The following is an 18447-nucleotide window of genomic DNA, read 5'->3' as shown; positions in this document are numbered from 1 at the left end:
GGTATTATTTTTTTATTTTAAAATCACCGGCTCCCGGATATGGCTGAAGATAGCCTGAATTCCAGTTGGATTGTAATAGTGATTCTATGAATTCATCTGTTCTGTTTCTATGAGGATCATATTGATCTTTAAGATCGATACTGGCCATTTTACCTTTAACATTCCACCAGAAAGCGCTCCATCCTCCCCTTAGTTCTTTAATAATCTCATAAACATTCTTTCCTGTCGCCCTGTTCATAAGCTTGGCAAAAACCTGACCTTCGGTTGTTGTAAGATCGCGTAACTGCTTTTCGTACTGATCAGCCAGGATATTCTGACGGTCCCTTACATATTTTCTTTTTGCCTTACTGTCGAGATTGGTCATTTCTTTCTGAATATCCCTGTACTGTTGTAAAGCTGCTACAAATAAAGGATATACCCTGTATAGTTTTTTATTTAGAAAATAATAATAATTCCTGTCCAGCTGGTTATTGAATTTAGGTTTGTTGAGAAGGACAAGTTCATCCATCACAACAACTGTCTCTCCATTTATTTCATAGAATTTGGCTTTCTGTCTTTCATCATAGTAATATTTATTTCCAAATTCATCTACTTTTAACTCCTCCGGAGGGTATTGGCTCAGGGGTTTAGCAATAATAGAATCCGTTTGTCCAAAAACACCAATCCCAAAAAAGAAAAGAAAAAGACAAAAAATCTTGCTAAAATTCATTATTTTTACGCGTATTAGAGCTAATATTGAACGCAAAAATCATTCCTTTTTATGAAATTTGAAAAGAAATCTTTAAAATTTTTAGAAAAATACCTAAATACATCATCTCCGACGGGTTACGAGCACAAAGGACAGGAAGTCTGGATGGATTATATCAGACCTTATGTAGACAAAATTGAAGTTGATCACTATGGAACCTGCTATGGAATTATCAATCCTGAAGCTGAATTCAAGGTAGTCATTGAAGCGCATGCTGATGAGATCTCGTGGTATGTGAATTATATTACGGACGACGGATTAATTTATGTAATAAGAAACGGAGGTTCCGACCAAACGATAGCTCCTTCAAAAGTAGTTCATATCCATGGAGAAAACGGGATTGTAAAGGGTGTGTTCGGATGGCCTGCAATTCACACCCGCAGCAATAATCAAAATGAGCCTACTCCTAAAATTGAAAATATCTTCATCGATTGTGGAGCAACTTCTAAAAAAGAAGTTGAAGAAATGGGTATCTATGTAGGATGTATGATTACTTATCCTGACGAATTCTTCGAAATGAATAATCGCTATTTCGTGTGCAGGGCTTTAGATAACAGAATCGGTGGATTTATGATTGCAGAAGTAGCCAGATTATTAAAAGAAAATAAAAAAACAATTCCTTTCGGTCTGTACATTACAAATTCTGTTCAGGAAGAAGTAGGCTTGTACGGTGCAGATATGATTGCCGATACTATAAAGCCCAACATCGCCATCGTGACAGATGTAACACATGATACAACCACTCCTATGATCGAGAAGAAAAAAGAAGGTGATCAGAAGTGTGGTAACGGGCCGGTGATTTTCTTTGCTCCAAGTGTGCATCATACCATCAGGGAACTGATTATAGATACTGCAAAAACAAAGAAAATCCCATTCCAAAGAGCTGCAGCCAGCAGATCTACAGGAACGGATACTGATGCATTTGCCCATTCTAATGGTGGTGTTCCCAGTGCATTGATTTCATTACCTTTGCGCTATATGCACACAACAGTAGAAATGGTTTCAAAAGAAGATGTAGGAAACGTGATATCCCTGATCTATGAAACTATTTTAAAGATCCAGCCGGAAATGAAATTGAAATACCATTAATAAAGACATCAGATAAAAGATGTCAGATGTCAGACTTAAAAAAAAACAGGTCTGATATCTGGTGTCTGGCATCTGATATCTTTAATAAATCTAATATAAAAGTAAAAATGAAAACTAAGCTAATTGCTCCTTCCCTTTTATCAGCAGACTTCGGGAATCTGCAAAGAGATATTGAAATGTTGAACAATTCTCAGGCAGACTGGTTCCATATTGACGTGATGGATGGGAGATTTGTACCGAACATTTCATTTGGTTTTCCTGTAATGAAAACGGTTCAGAAGCATGCCAAAAAATTTGTTGATGTTCATTTAATGATCGTTGAACCGGAAAAATATGTTGAGGAATTTATTGACCACGGAGCAGATTTAATTTCTGTACATTATGAAGCTTGCACACACCTGCACAGAACGATCCACCTTATTCAGAGCAGAGGCGCTAAGGCAGGAGTTGTACTGAATCCTTCCACTCCGGTTTTAATGCTGGAAGATATCATAGCAGATGTAGATCTGGTATTGTTGATGAGTGTAAATCCAGGATTCGGGGGACAAAAATTTATTGAGAACACCTATAAGAAGATTGCTGAGACCAAAGACCTGATCTTAACCAATAATTCCACTGCTCTTATTGAAGTGGATGGTGGTGTTAACCTGGATAATGCATCGAAATTATTCGAAGCAGGCGCAGATGTTCTGGTGGCAGGAAATGCTGTTTTCTCTTCTGAAAATCCTGAGAGAACAATTGAGCTGTTAAAAATTTAAGTAACGTCTCATTATTGAACCTATATAAAAAGGCAGCCTTTCAGGCTGCCTTAATTCGTTGAAAATCTGAGCTTACGATGGTTATTAGTTTCAGTCATTCAGACTTTAGCTTAGATTTTCGTTGTTCTATGCTTGTGTAAAGATGCTAATAAAACACAATACCGTGCATCCGTAAAAATACGGAATCTGCATTAAGTACAAATACTGAACACTATTCCGTTTTAGCCCATATACAGGCACAAATAACCAGAACAATACTGATGGTAGAACATATTGACCTGATGTTATTGAGAAGGTTCCATCTGTTTTCAAAAGCTTCACGCACTTTTTTTAATGCTTCGGCAGTAGCATCTCCGATATTAAACTGATCCAATTGATCATTCATAGGTATATTACCTACCACAGTAACCCCGAAAACGCCAACCAGATAAATTATTGTAGCCAATAAAAGCAAGAGAAAAGCCGGATGCTGCCCTCTAAATATATAAGTACAAATAGGAAGCATCGCTGCCGTTCCCATAAAACTCAGGAAGAAGACCGGATTGAGAATTTCACGGTTTATAGACTGCATTGCTTTCAGGTACTCCATGTCGGATAGTTTCCCTAATCCCAGTACAACCGAGCAGGAATAAGCATAGAATAATCCTGCAATAAGGGCTGTAAGTGTTCCAGTAATGATCAGAATAAGTGTTGTCATTTTCATGTCTTTTGTTTTGGTGATTATCATTTTGTTTATTTTATAAAATTAGCTTTATTCTGAATACAATCACTCACAAAATGAATATGCGCTCCAACTAGGAAATTAAAGAAGACTTTTGTTATTTTAGTACACAAAAATATAAGCATGAGAAATAAGTGGATCATTGCCTTTTTGTTGGGAACTTTGGTTGCAGGAAATAGCAATGCACAAAATAAGCCCAACCCGAAAAAAATGGAATGGTTTCAGGATGCCAAACTGGGGATCTTTATTCACTGGGGAATCTATTCGGTAGATGGAATTTCGGAATCCTGGTCTTTTTTTAATAACTACATTAACCATGAAAATTATATGAAGCAGCTGAATGGATTTTCTGCTGCGAAATATAATCCAGCCTACTGGACAAAACTTATTAAAAATTCGGGGGCACAATATTCCGTAATCACCACAAAGCACCATGATGGGGTTTCTCTCTGGGACTCTCAGGCCGAAAAAGCGACTACTATTGTAAAAAATTCAATAGCCCAAAAAGATGTTCTCTCACCCTTTATTGACGAACTTAAAAAATCAGGGTTAAAAACTGGTCTTTACTATTCTCTGCCGGACTGGAGCCATCCTTATTATGATATCAACACCAGAACAAAGAAGAGATATGAAATTAAGAATGATCCAGGACGATGGCAAAACTTCATCCAATATTATCAGTCACAACTCAATGATCTGTCAGACCGTTACCACCCCGATCTTTTATGGTTTGATGGCGATTGGGAACATACTTCTGAGGAATGGCAGGCATCAAAAACTTTAGACAATTTAAAAAAATATAATCCAGATATTATTATCAATTCAAGGTTAACCAATCATGGAGATTACGAAACTCCTGAGCAAGGAATCCCGGTCATCAGCCCTCAAAGTGAATACTGGGAATTATGTTATACCATGAATGATTCATGGGGATACCAACCTTTTGATCAACATTATAAAACTCCTAATATGATTATCAGAACATTGGCAGATGTAATCAGTATGGGTGGTAATTTACTTCTGGATATCGGTCCTAAAGCAGATGGAACCATTCCGGAAGAGCAAGTAAAAATCCTCCAAAACCTGGGACGCTGGACCTCTAAATATCCTGAGGCTATATATGGAACACGCCGGGGCTTGCCTTTTGAAAACTACAAAGGAAAATCTGCAATATCTAAAGATCATAAAAAACTGTATCTGTATCTTGAGGAAGCTAAAAATTTCACAAAAATATATGGGTTAAAATCCTTCCCGGTTTCTGCAGAAGTTCTTAGTGATCCCAATGCAAAGGTAAATATGGTAACGGATCCTGCAGGAAACCTGACTTTACATATTTCTAATGTACAATTTGATCAGGATGTGACTGTTATTGAGCTTACTTTTAATAAGGAAATTCAGTTTAAAGCCCCCCATAAAGGAGATATTCCATCTTTAAAACAACTCACTGATCATTCCGATACTTCTGCCGCTGTCTATGAAATTGCTGAACAGCTTCATAATGGCAATAATCTCCTGGGCCATTCCGGACTTACCGCAGATGGGATGGATATGAGCATTCCAAAGACTTCAAAAACGAATACGAAAACTTTATCATGGATCAGCGATCATGCCGAAGCTCTTTTTGAAACCGGAAAAGGATTACCGGATGGGCATTATGCGGGTATGAGTGCCCTTTCAAAAGATAAACAAACTCTTTATCTTTTTGTAGAAGGAATTCCCACGGGGCCGGTTGCTTTAAAAGGAATTAAAAATAGCATTTCAAGAATTCGTATTGTTGGGGAAGGTTCCATGATCGACCATACTGTTTACAATAAATTGTACTGGAGTGACCGGCCTGGAATTATCTATATTGACATTCCAAAAGAAAGGCTGGATAAAGAAATGACAGTCATTGCTATACTTCTGGATAAACCATTGGAATTATACCGTGAAAAAGTAGGTGCTATAGAAAGTAATTTATAGGATCTGAGATTTCATCATATTAACCACCTTCTAAAAAACGGCTATTATAAAAGTTTCTAATAGCAGGGTTTGAAAATAAAAAATCCGGAGAATTATCTCCGGATTTATATTTTGAATAAATTCTGGTCTTAAAAGATCTCTCTTCCGGAAAAATGGAATTGTGCTTCGATAAGAGCATTTTCGTCAGAATCTGAACCGTGAACGGCATTCTCTCCTATGCTTCTTGCAAACATTTTTCTGATAGTTCCTTCTGCAGCTTCAGCAGGGTTTGTTGCACCGATAAGAGTTCTGAAATCTTCCACTGCATTGTCTTTTTCTAAAACAGCTGCAACAATTGGTCCTGAGCTCATGAATTCTACTAATTCCCCATAGAAAGGTCTTTCAGCATGTACTTCATAGAATTTTTTAGCATCAGCTACAGTAAGTTGAGTTAACTTCAAAGCTTTGATTTTAAAACCTCCTTCTGCAATTTTACCTAATATAGCACCGATATGTCCGTCTGCAACTGCGTCAGGCTTAATCATAGTGAATGTAATGTTAGACATAAACGTATATTTTTTTTAATGCCGCAAAATTACAAAAAAAAACCTTATCTCCATTTTAATTTTTTTTTAACATAAAAATAACTTTTATTAAGAAATAGTAAATTCATCTTTGGCACAGTAATTGTTTATTCTATTGCGATTCTCATGTTTAATTTGAGTTTTCATGGTTATTAGTTTTTACCCAGCTTCGGCTGGGTTTTTTATTGTTAAAATCTATGATATCTCCCTTATTTTCTCAAAAAAAAATCCCCAAAATCATCACCAAGAACCCCAAAAAGTAAAAAAACGATATTTTTTCGAAAAAAATGCCACTCCAACATATATGTCAAAGTGGCATTTTTTTTATTTTAAAAATCTTATTATCAACAAGATCGAAATGAGATATTTCTAAGCGTAAACCTTTTTTGCCAAAAAAGTTCTATAAGCAAAAAAGACAGCAATCCCTGCCAGTGCGATCCGCGCTATAATCATGGGCATAATGGATTGAGATTCTAAAAAACCAACTATAGCTGACATGAGGAAGGTAACCATTAACTGAATAAATCCCATCAGAGCTGCAGCTGTACCACGACCCTCTTTAAAAGGAGATAATGCATGGGCAGTAGTAATAGGAAAAAGAAGTCCTATTGCTATAAGAGAAGAAAACAGAACCGCAACTTCCAATCCCACGAACAATTGGCCCAGAGATATAAATAAATGTAAACAGCTCATTGACAACAACAGGATAGCAGCAGAAAATAAAATTCGGGTATCCTTAACTCTCTGGGTTAATTTCGGAGTAATATAGGCTGCAAATATTAATGCCATGGAATTAAAGGCAAATATAAAGCTGAATACTTCACTGGAAAATCCATGAATTTCCATAAAAAGGAATGGAGCATTGGAAATATAAATAATCAGTGATGCAAAAGCAATACTCCCGATAATAGTATTGTTGATAAAATCTCTATTGGAAATAATAACTTTCAGCTGTTTTTTTAATTGGATTTCAGTTTCCGAAGTTTCAGGTGATGCTATCCGGGAATTGGTTTCCGGAATATACTTAACAACAAGAAATAATGTGATAGCTCCTAAAATGCTTAAAAAGCTAAACGCACTGTTCCATCCCCAAAACCTCAGAAAAATACTTCCCATTAATGGTGCTACAATGGGAGCAATCCCGCTTATCTGAGATTGCTTCGAAAAGATAGTTACCGCTTTTTCTTTGTCGTAGAGGTCTATTACAATGGCCCTACCAATGACAATCCCGGCACTTCCTCCAAAAGCCTGAAGAAAACGCATGATCCACAACACATATATATTTTCGGTAAAGATAATAGCAACGGCTCCAATCATAAATAGGATTAATCCGCAATACAGCATAGGCTTCCTCCCCTTTTTATCAGATAACGGTCCCCATAGTAGCTGCCCGATAGCAAAACCGGCAAAAAAAATGGAAATAGAAATCTGGATATGCCCTATATCGGTTCCGAAAATTTTTGCCATAACAGGAAAAGCAGGAAGATAAAGATCTATACTTAAAGATTCGAGCGTGTTTAAAAGAGCCAGAATAAATACAATAATACTCAGTTTTTTCATAATTTTTTTTAAATCATTACATGCCAACATTGACTTTTACAGCATGCAAAATTCTTATAAAATTAAAGGTCATCCAATGAAACTATTGAAGGCTTACCAGGACAAACTGAGGATTATCCCTGGAATCAGTCATTCATATTTTTGAATTGTTCGGGGCTGTACCCTGAATGCTTCTTAAAAAAACGGGAAAAATAAGAAGAATCATTAAAGCCTAATCTGAAGGCTACTTCTTTTACTGTCAGTGCTCCAAAACTTAACTCTCTTTTTGCCTCAAGTAAAAGGCGTTGAGCGATCATTTTTTTTACTGTTGTCCCTCGTGAAATCCGCACAATGTCATTAAGATGATGAGCGCTTATGCTAAGTTTTTCTGCGTAGAATCGGGTTTCTTTCTGTGTAATATAGTAGGTATCGATCAGCGTAATGAGCTTTTGTATACGTTGCTTGTCATGGAGTAAAGGCTCTTGTGAAGTAAGATCCTCTGTGATAATAATACAAAAAGCTTTTAAATAAGCTTTGATTAAATTCATCCGGCAATTTCCATGGTATTCGTCCTCAAGCAGCTTAATGATCCCCTGGCAATTTTTCCGGCTTTCATTATCAGGAAAAAAAGGAGCTGCCCCATTGGTAAGGATGAGTTCCACGTCACAAATTTCCTGGAAGATTTCCCGGCTTATGGCAAAGACGTATCCTTTTTCACCCCGGAGCTTCATATTGAACACCTGTCCCGGAGCTATAATACATATCTGATTATTTTTGAGGTGATAATTTTCAAAATCAAGTTCAAGATGACTATCATCTTTTACCTCTTTGAACCACAGGATCTCAAAAAAATTATGCCTGTGGACGTCATTAAAATTTTCAGGATGTCCATTTTCCAAAGTGGTCAGCTGAAATTCCTGATAGGTAAGGTTATGAACAGGAATATGCTTTTCCTCACTCATGAATAAGACTATTTTTGAGAAGCCTCTTCTGCTTCATCCATTAATTTTATATAGGTAGAATATCGGGAATGCTGAATTTCTCCTGTTTCCAGGGCAGCCACTACTGCGCATTTAGGTTCATTGATATGCATACAGTTATGGAATTTACAGTCTTCCCTTTTTTTGAAAATTTCAGGAAAGTAATGTTGTACTTCTTCTTTTTCTATATCAATCATCGCAAATTCCCTTACTCCGGGTGTATCAATAACATTTCCTCCAAAATTCCAAAAATGCATTTGGGCAAACGTAGTCGTATGTTTTCCTTTCAGATGGCTATCTGAAATTTCTGAAGTCTTTAGATTTAATCCGGGCTGCATTGCGTTAACCAATGTGGATTTCCCACAACCAGAATGGCCGAAAAATACAGAAGTTTTATCTTTTAAAATTTCCTGAAGCTGATCCAGATTAAGTTTAGAGTAAGATGATATCTCAAGTGTATCATATCCGATTTCCTGATACATAAACTCTATATCTTTTACGATCTCTATTTCTTCTTCATTCAGGACATCAATTTTATTAAATAAAATAAGAGGTACAATATTATATGCTTCACAACACGCTAAAAAACGATCTAAAAATCCCAGAGAAGTTTCCGGATACCGAAGTGTAAAAATGAAACATGCAAGATCAATATTAGAAGCTATAATATGAGCTTCTTTGGAAAGGTTTACCGATTTCCTTATCAGATAATTCTTTCGTGGTTCTATTTTAGTAATCCAGGCAATATCATCCTGTTCCAGCTGAAACTCTACATAATCTCCTACAGCCAAAGGATTCGTAAGCCGGGTTTTGATAAGTTTAAACTTGCCGCGAATTCTGGCTTCGAAAATTCTACCGGTTTCCATTTCCAGAACCTGGTACCAGCTTCCTGTAGATTTAATAATTTTTCCTTTCATACGTATAGAATGCAAATATAAGGAATTCGGTGATAGGTAGGAGGATGTATAGTACAGAGTTTAAAATGGAACATTCAAAATACAGAGCTGGGAAAAATGAAAAGCTAAAGTAGACTATAAGGCTTTTGAAAATAAGAAAATATATTTTCCGATTTCATCATAAGATCAATATTAAAAAATTCAGGACTTAAGATTCAGTTTCGTAACGAAGTTTCTGTTTCGTGCACGTCTGATTCTTAAGCCCTGAATCCGTTATTTATTATTTTATAATTGTTATTTCTCAATCATAATATTGTTCTGTACTTCAATCGACTCTTCATGTATCGCTTTGAAAACCTTTTCAATAAAATCCTGTGACATTCCTGTTTCTTTTGCTTTTTGAGTAGCATATTCGGTAATCACTTTCCAACGCTCCGGCTGGAAAATAGCGATATCATTCTCTTTTTTAAGCTTGCCAATTTTCTCAGAGATTTTCATCCTTTGGGAAAGAAGCTCAATTAACTGAAAATCGAGATCAGAAATCAACGTTCTGTGTCTTCCCATTTCACCGTCAAATCCTGCTAATCCTGCATTTCTCATTTTTAGATTACCAATAAGTTCAGCTAAAACTTCCGGTGTAATCTGCTGTGAAGCATCGCTCCATGCTTCATCTGGATTACAGTGACTTTCAATGATAGCTCCCTGGTAACCTACGTTCATTGCCTCCTGGGTAATATCTGCCAATCCAGTTCTGTTTCCGCAAATATGGGAAGGATCAATCAGCATCGGAATATTCGGGAACTGGCTTTTGAAATCCAGAGCAATCTGCCAGTTCGGATTGTTTCTGTATTTTGTTTTCTGGTATGTAGAGAAACCTCTGTGTATAGCTCCCAGATTGTGAATCCCTTGCCCTACAAGTCTTTCCAAGGCTCCGATCCATAATGCCAGATCCGGATTTACAGGATTTTTAACCAATACAGGTTTATCCGTTCCTCTTAAAGCCATTGCAATTTCCTGAACGGTGAATGGATTCACAGTAGAACGGGCTCCGATCCAAAGAATATCCACATCTGCTTCCAAAGCGGCAAAAACGTGATGTGCGTTGGCTACCTCGGTAGCTGTTTTGAAGCCGTATTCTTCTTTTACTTTTTTCAACCAATTTAATCCAATAACTCCGACTCCCTCAAATCCATTGGGTTTTGTACGTGGTTTCCAGATACCTGCCCTGAAAACAGGCACCTGCGCATTGGTTTCTTTTATCCTTCTCGCAGTTTCCAACATCTGAGCTTCACTTTCAGCACTGCATGGCCCGGCAATCATTAATGGCTGTGAAAACTCATTAATCCAATCGTTTTTTAAATCTTTTAAATTCATTCTGTTAATTTATTTTATCTTATTTTTAATTTATTATAATGCACAAACGGTTCTTCCCTTATAAAGTTTCTTTATAATTCTTTTCAAAAAATGCCGTTTAAAAATTTTTTATTGGGATGAGGAATTAATGAGAGAAGATCCGTTAATTCCTATTTTTTGGAAAGAAATTTAATTAGTAGTACCAGTAAAATCGGTAATAACTTCTAAAATTTCTATAATAAGTAGCCGAAAAGCTAAAATAACCGCTAAAATAATCAGCGGGTATAAAACCAAAAAGGTTTAAAGTAGACAGAGATGGGACTAATAATTTTTCCACTTTATTCTGTAATTGTCTATTCTTTAGCTTTACAATTAAATCATTTGTTTTTGTCAAAAATCCATTTTGAACAAAAAGATTTGACAAAGATATAAAATTATGTCAAATCAAACTTCATTAAATCATCAAGATCTTTTAATAAAGGATTTTTCTCAACGAACTTTTCGAATATTTTTTTCTTCGTAACCACCTCTATCTTAAGGTTTTGAACGTCTTTTTTATAATCAATTTCAATTGAATAATTAAGTACTTTTCTTTTAAAATGATTGAAAAATTCTCCACTTATTTTATCAAATTCAGCTTTTGCTGAGTCCGAAGGATATAAAACCTGTACTGTTGTCTCATCAATTTTAACCAGTTTAAAAGATTTTATAGCATTGAAAACTACTGCTTGTTTGAATTGGATTTGTTTTAAAAATAAATTCCATTCCATTAACAAATCCGTTTCGGTAAAATGATGCTGCGGAAGATTATCAGCTTTAGTAACAACAGCTTCTTCCTTTTCTTCTTTTTCCTCTTTATTTAAAAAAGAATTAATGCTGAATCCTGAAGAAATACCTTTTGATAAAGGTTTGGATGTTTTTCTTATCGTGGGTTCAGCCTGATGACCTATGGGAGTCGAAGGTTTTTCAATGCTGTCCTGTTTTACTGGCTCTGATTTTTCCTGTTTGGGAAGTTTTATTTCCTGTTTCTCACTAAGAAACGGAGCTAGTATTATAAACTTTTTTTTTTAGCAACGTCTGCCTGGGCAGTCAATGAACATAATTGCATTAATGCAATTTCTACAGTAAGTCTCGGGTTTTTGGAATTTTTATAGTTGATGTCTGCATGGTTGCAGATTTCAATGGCATCAATCAATTGCTGAACATTCCATTTCTGGCTTTGCTCTACAAATTTAGTTTTTGTTTTCTCTCCTATCTCAATTAAATCTATCGTTGAAGCATTTTGAGCCATCATGAGGTCCCTACAATGGTTTCCAAGTCCTGCGATAAAAATATGCGGATCAAAACCTTTTTTTACAATTTCATTGAATGCGGAAAGGGTTTCAGGAATCTTATTGTCTTTAGCCAGGTCCAGAATATTGAGATACTGATCGTAATCAAGAATATTAAGTACTTCAGCAGCTTTAGCCAATGTAATATTTTTCTGGGAGAATGTAGAAAGCCTGTCGAAAATCGAAAGGGCATCCCTTAATGCACCGTCTGCTTTCTGCGCAATAAGATATAAAGCATCATCTTCATATTGGATATTTTCTTTCTCGGCTATATTTCTTAAATGCCCCTGAATATCCTCAATAACGATCCTTTTGAAATCATATATCTGGCAACGGGATAAAATCGTAGGAATGATCTTATGTTTTTCCGTTGTTGCAAGAATAAAAATTGCGTGAGCGGGCGGCTCTTCCAGTGTTTTAAGAAAAGCATTGAAGGCTGCAGAAGACAGCATATGCACCTCATCAATAATGTATACCTTATACTGGCCAACCTGCGGTGCAAAACGAACCTGGTCGATCAGTTCCCGAATATCATCCACTGAGTTGTTTGAGGCAGCATCGAGCTCATAAATATTATAAGCAAAACCGTCTTCTGAAACGGAACCATCCTTTTCGTTGATCTTTCTGGCCAGAATTCTGGCACAGGTTGTCTTACCAACACCACGAGGCCCACAAAATAGTAGAGCCTGTGCTAACTGGTTCTCTTCAATTGCATGTTCTAAAGTATCTGTAATATGGGATTGTCCAACAACAGTGTCAAACTCTTGCGGGCGGTATTTTCTTGCAGATACGATAAAATTTTCCATTGGTCAAAAATAAGAAATATAGTTCTAATTTGAAAGTCAAAAGTCTTCAAATTATCCACAAAAAATATATCTCACATCAAACAGGAAAATTTTTACTGAGCAGCTTTTTTCTTGTAGGCGTTATCTATTAACTCCACAATCACCTTTTCAATCTCGGCTCTTCCTTCAGTCGTTCTCATATCAAGACCACAAAATTCGGTTCCGTTATAGGCCGGGAAAAGATTAAGATAGTAAACACCAGCTACAATTAAAGCCAATAAAGCTCTAAAACTTGTTGCATCTTCTCCGAAATATGGGTCTGTAACATTTTCAAATAAATTAGCCCCAACATCTTCTCTTTGCTTTAAGATATTTTTAAGGATAGGCTTACTTTCAGAAAGTTCCCACAGAATGATTTTCTGTAATTCTTTATTTTTCTTCAGACTCTCGAATTGCATAAGAATTCCTTGAGTAAGGGCTTCTTTACCTTTTCCAACCTGTACTTCCTCCTCAATATTCGGGCTGAATTTACTCCAATAATCCTGAGATTTAATATATTCGTCAATAAGCTTATCTGTACTGCCAAAGTATTCATAGATAAGTTTTTTATCAAAACCGGCAACCGCTGCAATTTTACTTACTTTCAGTCCGGCATAGCCTTTTACTCTCAGAATTTTACCCACTGCAGCAAGCAGTTTCTGTTTTGTTTTTTCTTTGTCCCTTATAGGACCTTGCACCACTTTTCTAGGCATAATTATTATTATTTTTTCGCAATATGCATTTTTTTATTAATATCATCAAAGACATTAAGCGTTTTATCTAAATGTTCTTTTTCATGTCGCGCTGTTACCGTCATCCGGATACGGGCATCTTTTCTCGCTACGGCCGGATACATAATAGGATTCGTGTAAACTCCGTTTTCGATTAATATTCTACCGATATCCCACATTTTATTTTGATCTCCAATCTTTACCGGGATAATAGCAGAACAGGTAATTCCTGTATCCAATCCCAGATCATTAAGACCTGTTTTTAGATAATTGATATTTTCCCACAGTTTATCTTTCCAAATGGGTTCTTCGTCAACAAGATCAATCGCTTTTACTATTCCGGCGGAAGAAGGTGGCGCTGTAACAGAGAATATATGTTGTCTCGACTGAAACTTTAGGAATGATGCTATTTTTTTATTTGCAATAACATATCCTCCCAGGTTACCGAAAGTCTTACTCGAAGTTCCTGTTATAAAATCCACTTTATCCAATAAACCGTCATCCTCTAAAGCTCCTCTTCCTGTTTTTCCCAAAACTCCAACACCATGGGCATCATCTATCATAAGATAGGCATTGTATTTTTTCACAAGATCATATATTTCCTTGGCCCGTGAAGTATCACCCTCCTGAGAGTAGACTCCGTCAATGATAACGAGCTTTGTACGGTACATACTCTCAGACATCTTCAAAATATGTTCCAAAGCTTCCAAATTATTGTGAGGAAATGTTTTTTTATTGGTAAAAGCACATCCTTCATGTACGCTCGCATGCACTCCCATGTCCAGTATAGCAATATCTTCCTTCTGCATTAAAATCTGCAAAGTCGCACTATTAGCTGCATATCCGGTAGTAAACAAGACTACTTCGTCTTCATTCCTCCCAAAAAAGGCAGAGATTTTTTTTTCCAAAATATTATGATAATCAAAGTACCCCCCAATAAGCGGTGAGGCTCCTGTACCCGTACCATATTTTTCAATTCCTTCAATAGCTGCCTGTTTTACTTTCGGGTGTTGTGTAAACCCTAAATAATCACTTGATACAAAACTTACATACTCCTTATTGCGATCTGCAATGCTGATATTTAACACTGCATCAGCTGCTGAAGTATTTTTCAGTCTATAATTCATGTGTCCCCTGGTTTTCATGTGATCCAGGAATTCGTAAAAATATTCTGCCCTCTGAGCGATATCATAATCAGGAATATTCTCAAAATCCTTAAATGTCGCTGTTGTAAAATCGATACTCATCCTTTATATTATTAGTTGTTTAGCAGGCAAATATATAAATAATTCACTCTTCTTGATTTTAATTTTCATCGAAAATTTATTATAAATACCATATTTCGATCTTACTAATTAAAAATCAAATAATTTTACAACAAAATCCATTTATAATAATTAATTATAACATTCACAGGCCAAATACAGAGTCATACTGAAGAAAAAGAAAAAGGTGATTGCATAAAACAATCACCTTTTTTATCGGTTGAATAAGAGATCTACCTTGTTGTGTATCCTCCGTTTGCAAATATGGTCTGACCCGTAATCCACCATCCGTCACTTACCAAAAACTCTACAAGAGGTGCAATATCTTTTATATCTGTTAGCCCACCTAATGCAGAAGCAGATTTATGATAATTAACAGCATCATCACTTTCCTGTCCATAAAAGAACGGAGTATCCATTGGTCCCGGTGCAACAGCAGTTACAGAAATACCACGATCACCAAATTCTTTGGAAGCCATTCTGGTAAAGTGTTCTACCGGGGCTTTTGCTCCTGCATATGTGGAATACAATCCGGTATAAGCAGCCAGCAATGATGTAACGATCGTACATATTTTCCCGTGATCATTTAATTTCTTTCCAGCTTCCTGAATAAAGAAATATGCCACTTTGGAGTTGATGTTAAACATAGAATCATATTCTGCTTCTGTCGTTTCCACAAAAGGCTTCTTAAGAACCATACCTACAGTATTGATCGCAATGTCAATTCCACCGAAAGTTTTTATCGTTTCGTCGAATAATCTTGTGATGTTTTCAACTTTTGTAAGATCCCCCTGAAACAGAAAAGCTTCCGCTCCCAACGCTTTAACTTCATTTAAAGTCTTTTCACTTTCTGCTTTTGAACTTTCACTGTTATAGTGAATAGCAAGCTTTGCTCCTTTTGAGGCAAAATCTCTGCTTAATAATCCACCAAGATTTTTTCCTCCTCCGGCGATTAAAACCACTTTTCCTTTTAAATCATTTTTTGACATAATTATGTTTCTTTTTAATTAGTTATGCCTTACAAATGTGAGCATTAGGAATAGTTTTTTTATGGTGAACTTTTTGGAACTTTTGTCTTTGTTCTTTTTCTGTATTCTCCAGGTGTAATTCCTGTAAACTTTTTAAAAAATTTTGAAAAGTTGGAGGGATCATAAGTAAATATCCTGGCTATTTCAGCAATTGAAAAATCGCTTTTTGCAAGCATTACCTGTATCTGCTCTACGATTTTAGTATCATAAAAATAACAAGGATGGTTCCCGGTTTCTTTCTTTACCGTATCTGTAAGGTGGGTGTGAGAAACAGCCAGGCTGTCCGCAATCTCATTCACTTCCATAAATTCAGATACATTGCCGGAAATAACATCCTGAATATGCCTATCTAAGAATACCATATAACTATTGGTGATTTCTTCTCCCCTCTTCAAATTTCTTACGTCTTTTTTCATATAAGTATCGTTATGTGTTTTACTAAAAATACCAATTTAAAAAGATATTACGCAAGTTTATGGTGAACTTTTCGGAAGATTAGCCTTCATTAATCAATGAAAGCTGTCATTGAATGCCTGTATTGAATTTTTTACTTTCAGCTTTTCAAGGATATTTTGCCTGTGACGGCTTACTGTATTTACACTAATAAAAAGTAAGTCTGCAATTTCCTTACTGGTAAAACCCTCTCCTACATATTTTAAAATTTCCATTTCTCTCTGCGATAAAATATTTCTGTAGTTGAGTTTATCCTCCGCAACAATCTTCCCCTTTATTGAATTAATGATCAGAAAGTCAGGAGGTAAAAGTATAGACTGATCAATAGCGATACTATAAAGACAGAGGGCAAATCTCAGTTTGTTATTGTAAGGAGAATAGAAATAAAACATACGGTGCTGCACAAAGACATATTCCCCATTCTTGTCTTTCATCCTTATTCTGGATAAAACGTTATAATGGGTTCTTTCTTCCGGTTTAAAAGAATCCACCAGCTTGAAAAATCTCAGTTCATGAATGTATTTTTTAACCTTATCATCAGGATGTATTCTCTTCAAGATTTCCTCTTCCCAGATGGAATTTATGATTAGTGGCTCTATCTCCCTTTCCAATCCAAGTTCCAGGGCAGTATCGGATTTATAAACGTAGCTTCTGTTTTCCTGCATATCACTTAATACAGAAATGGTATTTTCCATTTGGGTATACACACGAGCTATGTTTTTATACACATCAATATCTAATAAACATTCATTGCTTTTATTTATCCCTTTAATCAGCAATGTTTCATTCAATGTTTCTACAATCTTCATAAAATGGTTATTTATCAGTATTGATGATACTATTGTTAAGTTTTACTTTTGCTAAATTAATAATTTACATTCAGTTATATATTGATATGAAAAGATATTTTGCGTCATGAGGAGAATCATTTTAAGTTTTTGCACCCTATTGTTCATCAATACAACTTTCGCCCAGACATTAGAAAAAATGATGTGGTTTAATGAACCTGAAAAATGGGATATTAAGGGCAATACATTGTCTATGTTTGTAACTCCGCAAAGTGATTATTGGAGAATCTCTCATTACGGCTTTACAGTAGATGATGCGCCTTTTTATTATACCACTTATGGTGGTGAATTTGAAGCTAAAGTAAAAATAAACGGAAACTACAAGGCCAGATTTGATCAGATGGGTTTGATGCTGAGGGTGGATAAAGAAAACTACATCAAAGCAGGGATCGAATTTGTAGACGGAAAGTATAATCTAAGTACGGTCGTTACTCATACGACGAGCGACTGGAGTGTCATTACCCTGGATAAAATCCCTTCAGCAATATGGATAAAGGCAGTAAGGAGACTGGATGCAGTAGAAGTATTTTATTCTTTCGACGATAAAAATTACATCATGATGCGTAACGCCCATCTACAGGACAATACTCCGGTAATGGTCGGGTTAATGGCTGCATGTCCTGACGGAGCAGGATTTAATGCTGTTTTCGAAAATTTTAAAGTTAAGCATTTACCCGATGAACGACGTTTACAATGGCTTGACAATCATCAATAACGATTGAGTTACATTTCAATATACAGTCAATTTTTTAATACCTCCCATTTTTGGGAGGTTTTTCATTGACATATTGATATTTCAGTTTCATTTTTTCAATAAATTTCAGAAAATATATGGTAGCAATTAGGAACTAAACTAAATATATGTTTAACATTTTTTAAAGCTTTTATAAAAAGCGATCTCGGAAGCCTTCTTGTTCTTGAACCTGATTGACAAAATAATTTTTCTTCCAATCCAGGTTTTCCCTACCTCATAGGTCCAGATTTCATTATGCGGAAAATTAAAACCATCACCTATTTCTTCTACTATTTCACGACGTGTTTTTCCAAGCAAATGCTTAAATTTTTCTTTCATCATTGTTTTGTGTTTGCTGATTAGCATCAAAAAAGAGACCAAAAATATAAGCTTACTTCCTTCTTAAAAATCCATATAAATAATTAGTACGCAATTGATTAAACATATATTACACTAACACAATCTACATGAATATATTTAATCAAAAACTTTGCTTCATTAAATAAAAGATAAGGCTGAAAATCTCTTCAAGAGGTTTCCAGCCTTAAACACTTGTACTTAAAAGTATGTTAAATATTGTTATGCTCTATAATTAATAAAGATTATCCTTCTAAAATGAACCTTA

General features: G+C 35.6%; 19 protein-coding genes. 4 read left to right on the top strand and 15 right to left on the bottom strand.

Annotated elements, in window-relative coordinates:
* Positions 1–4 precede the first annotated feature (4 nt).
* The gene (locus PFY10_01815) at positions 5–709 is read right to left on the bottom strand and encodes a DUF4294 domain-containing protein (protein ID WBV57177.1); all 705 of its coding nucleotides are present in this window, start codon (positions 707–709) and stop codon (positions 5–7) included.
* Between the two features lie 51 nt (positions 710–760).
* On the opposite strand from PFY10_01815, the gene PFY10_01810 reads away from it, so the two are divergent.
* On the top strand, positions 761–1837 hold the full coding sequence (locus tag PFY10_01810; protein WBV57176.1) for a M42 family peptidase: 1077 nt from the start codon (positions 761–763) through the stop codon (positions 1835–1837).
* A gap of 107 nt (positions 1838–1944) precedes the next feature.
* Positions 1945–2595: a ribulose-phosphate 3-epimerase gene (gene rpe, locus PFY10_01805; GenBank protein WBV58978.1), complete on the top strand. Its 651-nt coding sequence runs from the start codon at positions 1945–1947 to the stop codon at positions 2593–2595.
* Between the two features lie 211 nt (positions 2596–2806).
* Here rpe and PFY10_01800 read toward each other — a convergent pair whose 3' ends face one another.
* Positions 2807–3322, bottom strand: coding sequence for a DUF1772 domain-containing protein (locus PFY10_01800; protein ID WBV57175.1), 516 nt, complete (start codon positions 3320–3322; stop codon positions 2807–2809).
* Between the two features lie 117 nt (positions 3323–3439).
* On the opposite strand from PFY10_01800, the gene PFY10_01795 reads away from it, so the two are divergent.
* Positions 3440–5278, top strand: coding sequence for an alpha-L-fucosidase (locus PFY10_01795; protein WBV57174.1), 1839 nt, complete (start codon positions 3440–3442; stop codon positions 5276–5278).
* A 128-nt stretch (positions 5279–5406) separates the two neighbouring features.
* Here PFY10_01795 and PFY10_01790 read toward each other — a convergent pair whose 3' ends face one another.
* The 12 genes from PFY10_01790 to PFY10_01735 form a co-directional block, all read right to left on the bottom strand.
* Positions 5407–5823 (bottom strand): nucleoside-diphosphate kinase, encoded by a 417-nt coding sequence (locus PFY10_01790; protein ID WBV57173.1) that lies wholly within the window; start codon positions 5821–5823, stop codon positions 5407–5409.
* Positions 5824–6210: 387 nt separating this feature from the next.
* Entirely contained in the window at positions 6211–7401 is a 1191-nt protein-coding gene (locus PFY10_01785; protein WBV57172.1) for a multidrug effflux MFS transporter, read from the bottom strand.
* A gap of 125 nt (positions 7402–7526) precedes the next feature.
* Complete coding sequence (locus PFY10_01780; GenBank protein WBV57171.1) at positions 7527–8342, bottom strand: helix-turn-helix domain-containing protein; 816 nt, start codon at positions 8340–8342, stop codon at positions 7527–7529.
* A gap of 8 nt (positions 8343–8350) precedes the next feature.
* A complete protein-coding gene (rsgA, locus tag PFY10_01775; GenBank protein WBV57170.1) occupies positions 8351–9277 on the bottom strand; it encodes a ribosome small subunit-dependent GTPase A in 927 nt (308 codons plus the stop codon).
* Between the two features lie 273 nt (positions 9278–9550).
* Entirely contained in the window at positions 9551–10630 is a 1080-nt protein-coding gene (locus PFY10_01770; GenBank protein ID WBV57169.1) for a chorismate mutase, read from the bottom strand.
* 413 nt (positions 10631–11043) lie between these two features.
* Positions 11044–11379: a hypothetical protein gene (locus tag PFY10_01765; GenBank protein ID WBV57168.1), complete on the bottom strand. Its 336-nt coding sequence runs from the start codon at positions 11377–11379 to the stop codon at positions 11044–11046.
* 281 nt (positions 11380–11660) lie between these two features.
* The gene (dnaX, locus tag PFY10_01760) at positions 11661–12746 is read right to left on the bottom strand and encodes a DNA polymerase III subunit gamma/tau (protein WBV57167.1); all 1086 of its coding nucleotides are present in this window, start codon (positions 12744–12746) and stop codon (positions 11661–11663) included.
* A 92-nt stretch (positions 12747–12838) separates the two neighbouring features.
* Positions 12839–13477: a TetR/AcrR family transcriptional regulator gene (locus PFY10_01755; GenBank protein ID WBV57166.1), complete on the bottom strand. Its 639-nt coding sequence runs from the start codon at positions 13475–13477 to the stop codon at positions 12839–12841.
* Positions 13478–13485: 8 nt separating this feature from the next.
* Positions 13486–14742: an aminotransferase class I/II-fold pyridoxal phosphate-dependent enzyme gene (locus PFY10_01750; GenBank protein WBV57165.1), complete on the bottom strand. Its 1257-nt coding sequence runs from the start codon at positions 14740–14742 to the stop codon at positions 13486–13488.
* 251 nt (positions 14743–14993) lie between these two features.
* Positions 14994–15749 (bottom strand): SDR family oxidoreductase, encoded by a 756-nt coding sequence (locus PFY10_01745; GenBank protein ID WBV57164.1) that lies wholly within the window; start codon positions 15747–15749, stop codon positions 14994–14996.
* Between the two features lie 59 nt (positions 15750–15808).
* Positions 15809–16204: an AraC family transcriptional regulator gene (locus tag PFY10_01740; GenBank protein WBV57163.1), complete on the bottom strand. Its 396-nt coding sequence runs from the start codon at positions 16202–16204 to the stop codon at positions 15809–15811.
* 93 nt (positions 16205–16297) lie between these two features.
* Entirely contained in the window at positions 16298–17050 is a 753-nt protein-coding gene (locus tag PFY10_01735; protein ID WBV57162.1) for a helix-turn-helix transcriptional regulator, read from the bottom strand.
* Positions 17051–17156: 106 nt separating this feature from the next.
* On the opposite strand from PFY10_01735, the gene PFY10_01730 reads away from it, so the two are divergent.
* On the top strand, positions 17157–17804 hold the full coding sequence (locus tag PFY10_01730; protein ID WBV57161.1) for a DUF1349 domain-containing protein: 648 nt from the start codon (positions 17157–17159) through the stop codon (positions 17802–17804).
* A 150-nt stretch (positions 17805–17954) separates the two neighbouring features.
* On the opposite strand, the gene PFY10_01725 is transcribed toward PFY10_01730, so the two are convergent.
* Positions 17955–18164: a hypothetical protein gene (locus PFY10_01725; protein ID WBV57160.1), complete on the bottom strand. Its 210-nt coding sequence runs from the start codon at positions 18162–18164 to the stop codon at positions 17955–17957.
* Between the last annotated feature and the right edge of the window lie 283 nt (positions 18165–18447).

Origin of the sequence: Chryseobacterium daecheongense (assembly GCA_027920525.1) — a bacterium.
In the GTDB taxonomy this organism is placed as follows: Bacteria; Bacteroidota; Bacteroidia; order Flavobacteriales; family Weeksellaceae; genus Chryseobacterium; species Chryseobacterium proteolyticum.
This window is presented reverse-complemented; position numbering and strand designations above follow the sequence as displayed.

Bases quoted from the DNA above. Each gene is read 5' to 3' on its own strand.
- PFY10_01740 (WBV57163.1), bottom strand. From the start codon at position 16,204: ATGAAAAAAGACGTAAGAAATTTGAAGAGGGGAGAAGAAATCACCAAT.
- PFY10_01750 (WBV57165.1), bottom strand. From the start codon at position 14,742: ATGAGTATCGATTTTACAACAGCGACATTTAAGGATTTTGAGAATATT.
- PFY10_01735 (WBV57162.1), bottom strand. From the start codon at position 17,050: ATGAAGATTGTAGAAACATTGAATGAAACATTGCTGATTAAAGGGATA.
- PFY10_01810 (WBV57176.1), top strand. From the start codon at position 761: ATGAAATTTGAAAAGAAATCTTTAAAATTTTTAGAAAAATACCTAAAT.
- PFY10_01770 (WBV57169.1), bottom strand. From the start codon at position 10,630: ATGAATTTAAAAGATTTAAAAAACGATTGGATTAATGAGTTTTCACAG.
- PFY10_01730 (WBV57161.1), top strand. From the start codon at position 17,157: ATGAGGAGAATCATTTTAAGTTTTTGCACCCTATTGTTCATCAATACA.
- PFY10_01780 (WBV57171.1), bottom strand. From the start codon at position 8,342: ATGAGTGAGGAAAAGCATATTCCTGTTCATAACCTTACCTATCAGGAA.
- rpe (WBV58978.1), top strand. From the start codon at position 1,945: ATGAAAACTAAGCTAATTGCTCCTTCCCTTTTATCAGCAGACTTCGGG.
- PFY10_01815 (WBV57177.1), bottom strand. From the start codon at position 709: ATGAATTTTAGCAAGATTTTTTGTCTTTTTCTTTTCTTTTTTGGGATT.
- PFY10_01725 (WBV57160.1), bottom strand. From the start codon at position 18,164: ATGATGAAAGAAAAATTTAAGCATTTGCTTGGAAAAACACGTCGTGAA.
- PFY10_01745 (WBV57164.1), bottom strand. From the start codon at position 15,749: ATGTCAAAAAATGATTTAAAAGGAAAAGTGGTTTTAATCGCCGGAGGA.
- PFY10_01785 (WBV57172.1), bottom strand. From the start codon at position 7,401: ATGAAAAAACTGAGTATTATTGTATTTATTCTGGCTCTTTTAAACACG.
- rsgA (WBV57170.1), bottom strand. From the start codon at position 9,277: ATGAAAGGAAAAATTATTAAATCTACAGGAAGCTGGTACCAGGTTCTG.
- PFY10_01790 (WBV57173.1), bottom strand. From the start codon at position 5,823: ATGTCTAACATTACATTCACTATGATTAAGCCTGACGCAGTTGCAGAC.
- PFY10_01800 (WBV57175.1), bottom strand. From the start codon at position 3,322: ATGATAATCACCAAAACAAAAGACATGAAAATGACAACACTTATTCTG.
- PFY10_01795 (WBV57174.1), top strand. From the start codon at position 3,440: ATGAGAAATAAGTGGATCATTGCCTTTTTGTTGGGAACTTTGGTTGCA.
- dnaX (WBV57167.1), bottom strand. From the start codon at position 12,746: ATGGAAAATTTTATCGTATCTGCAAGAAAATACCGCCCGCAAGAGTTT.
- PFY10_01765 (WBV57168.1), bottom strand. From the start codon at position 11,379: ATGGAATGGAATTTATTTTTAAAACAAATCCAATTCAAACAAGCAGTA.
- PFY10_01755 (WBV57166.1), bottom strand. From the start codon at position 13,477: ATGCCTAGAAAAGTGGTGCAAGGTCCTATAAGGGACAAAGAAAAAACA.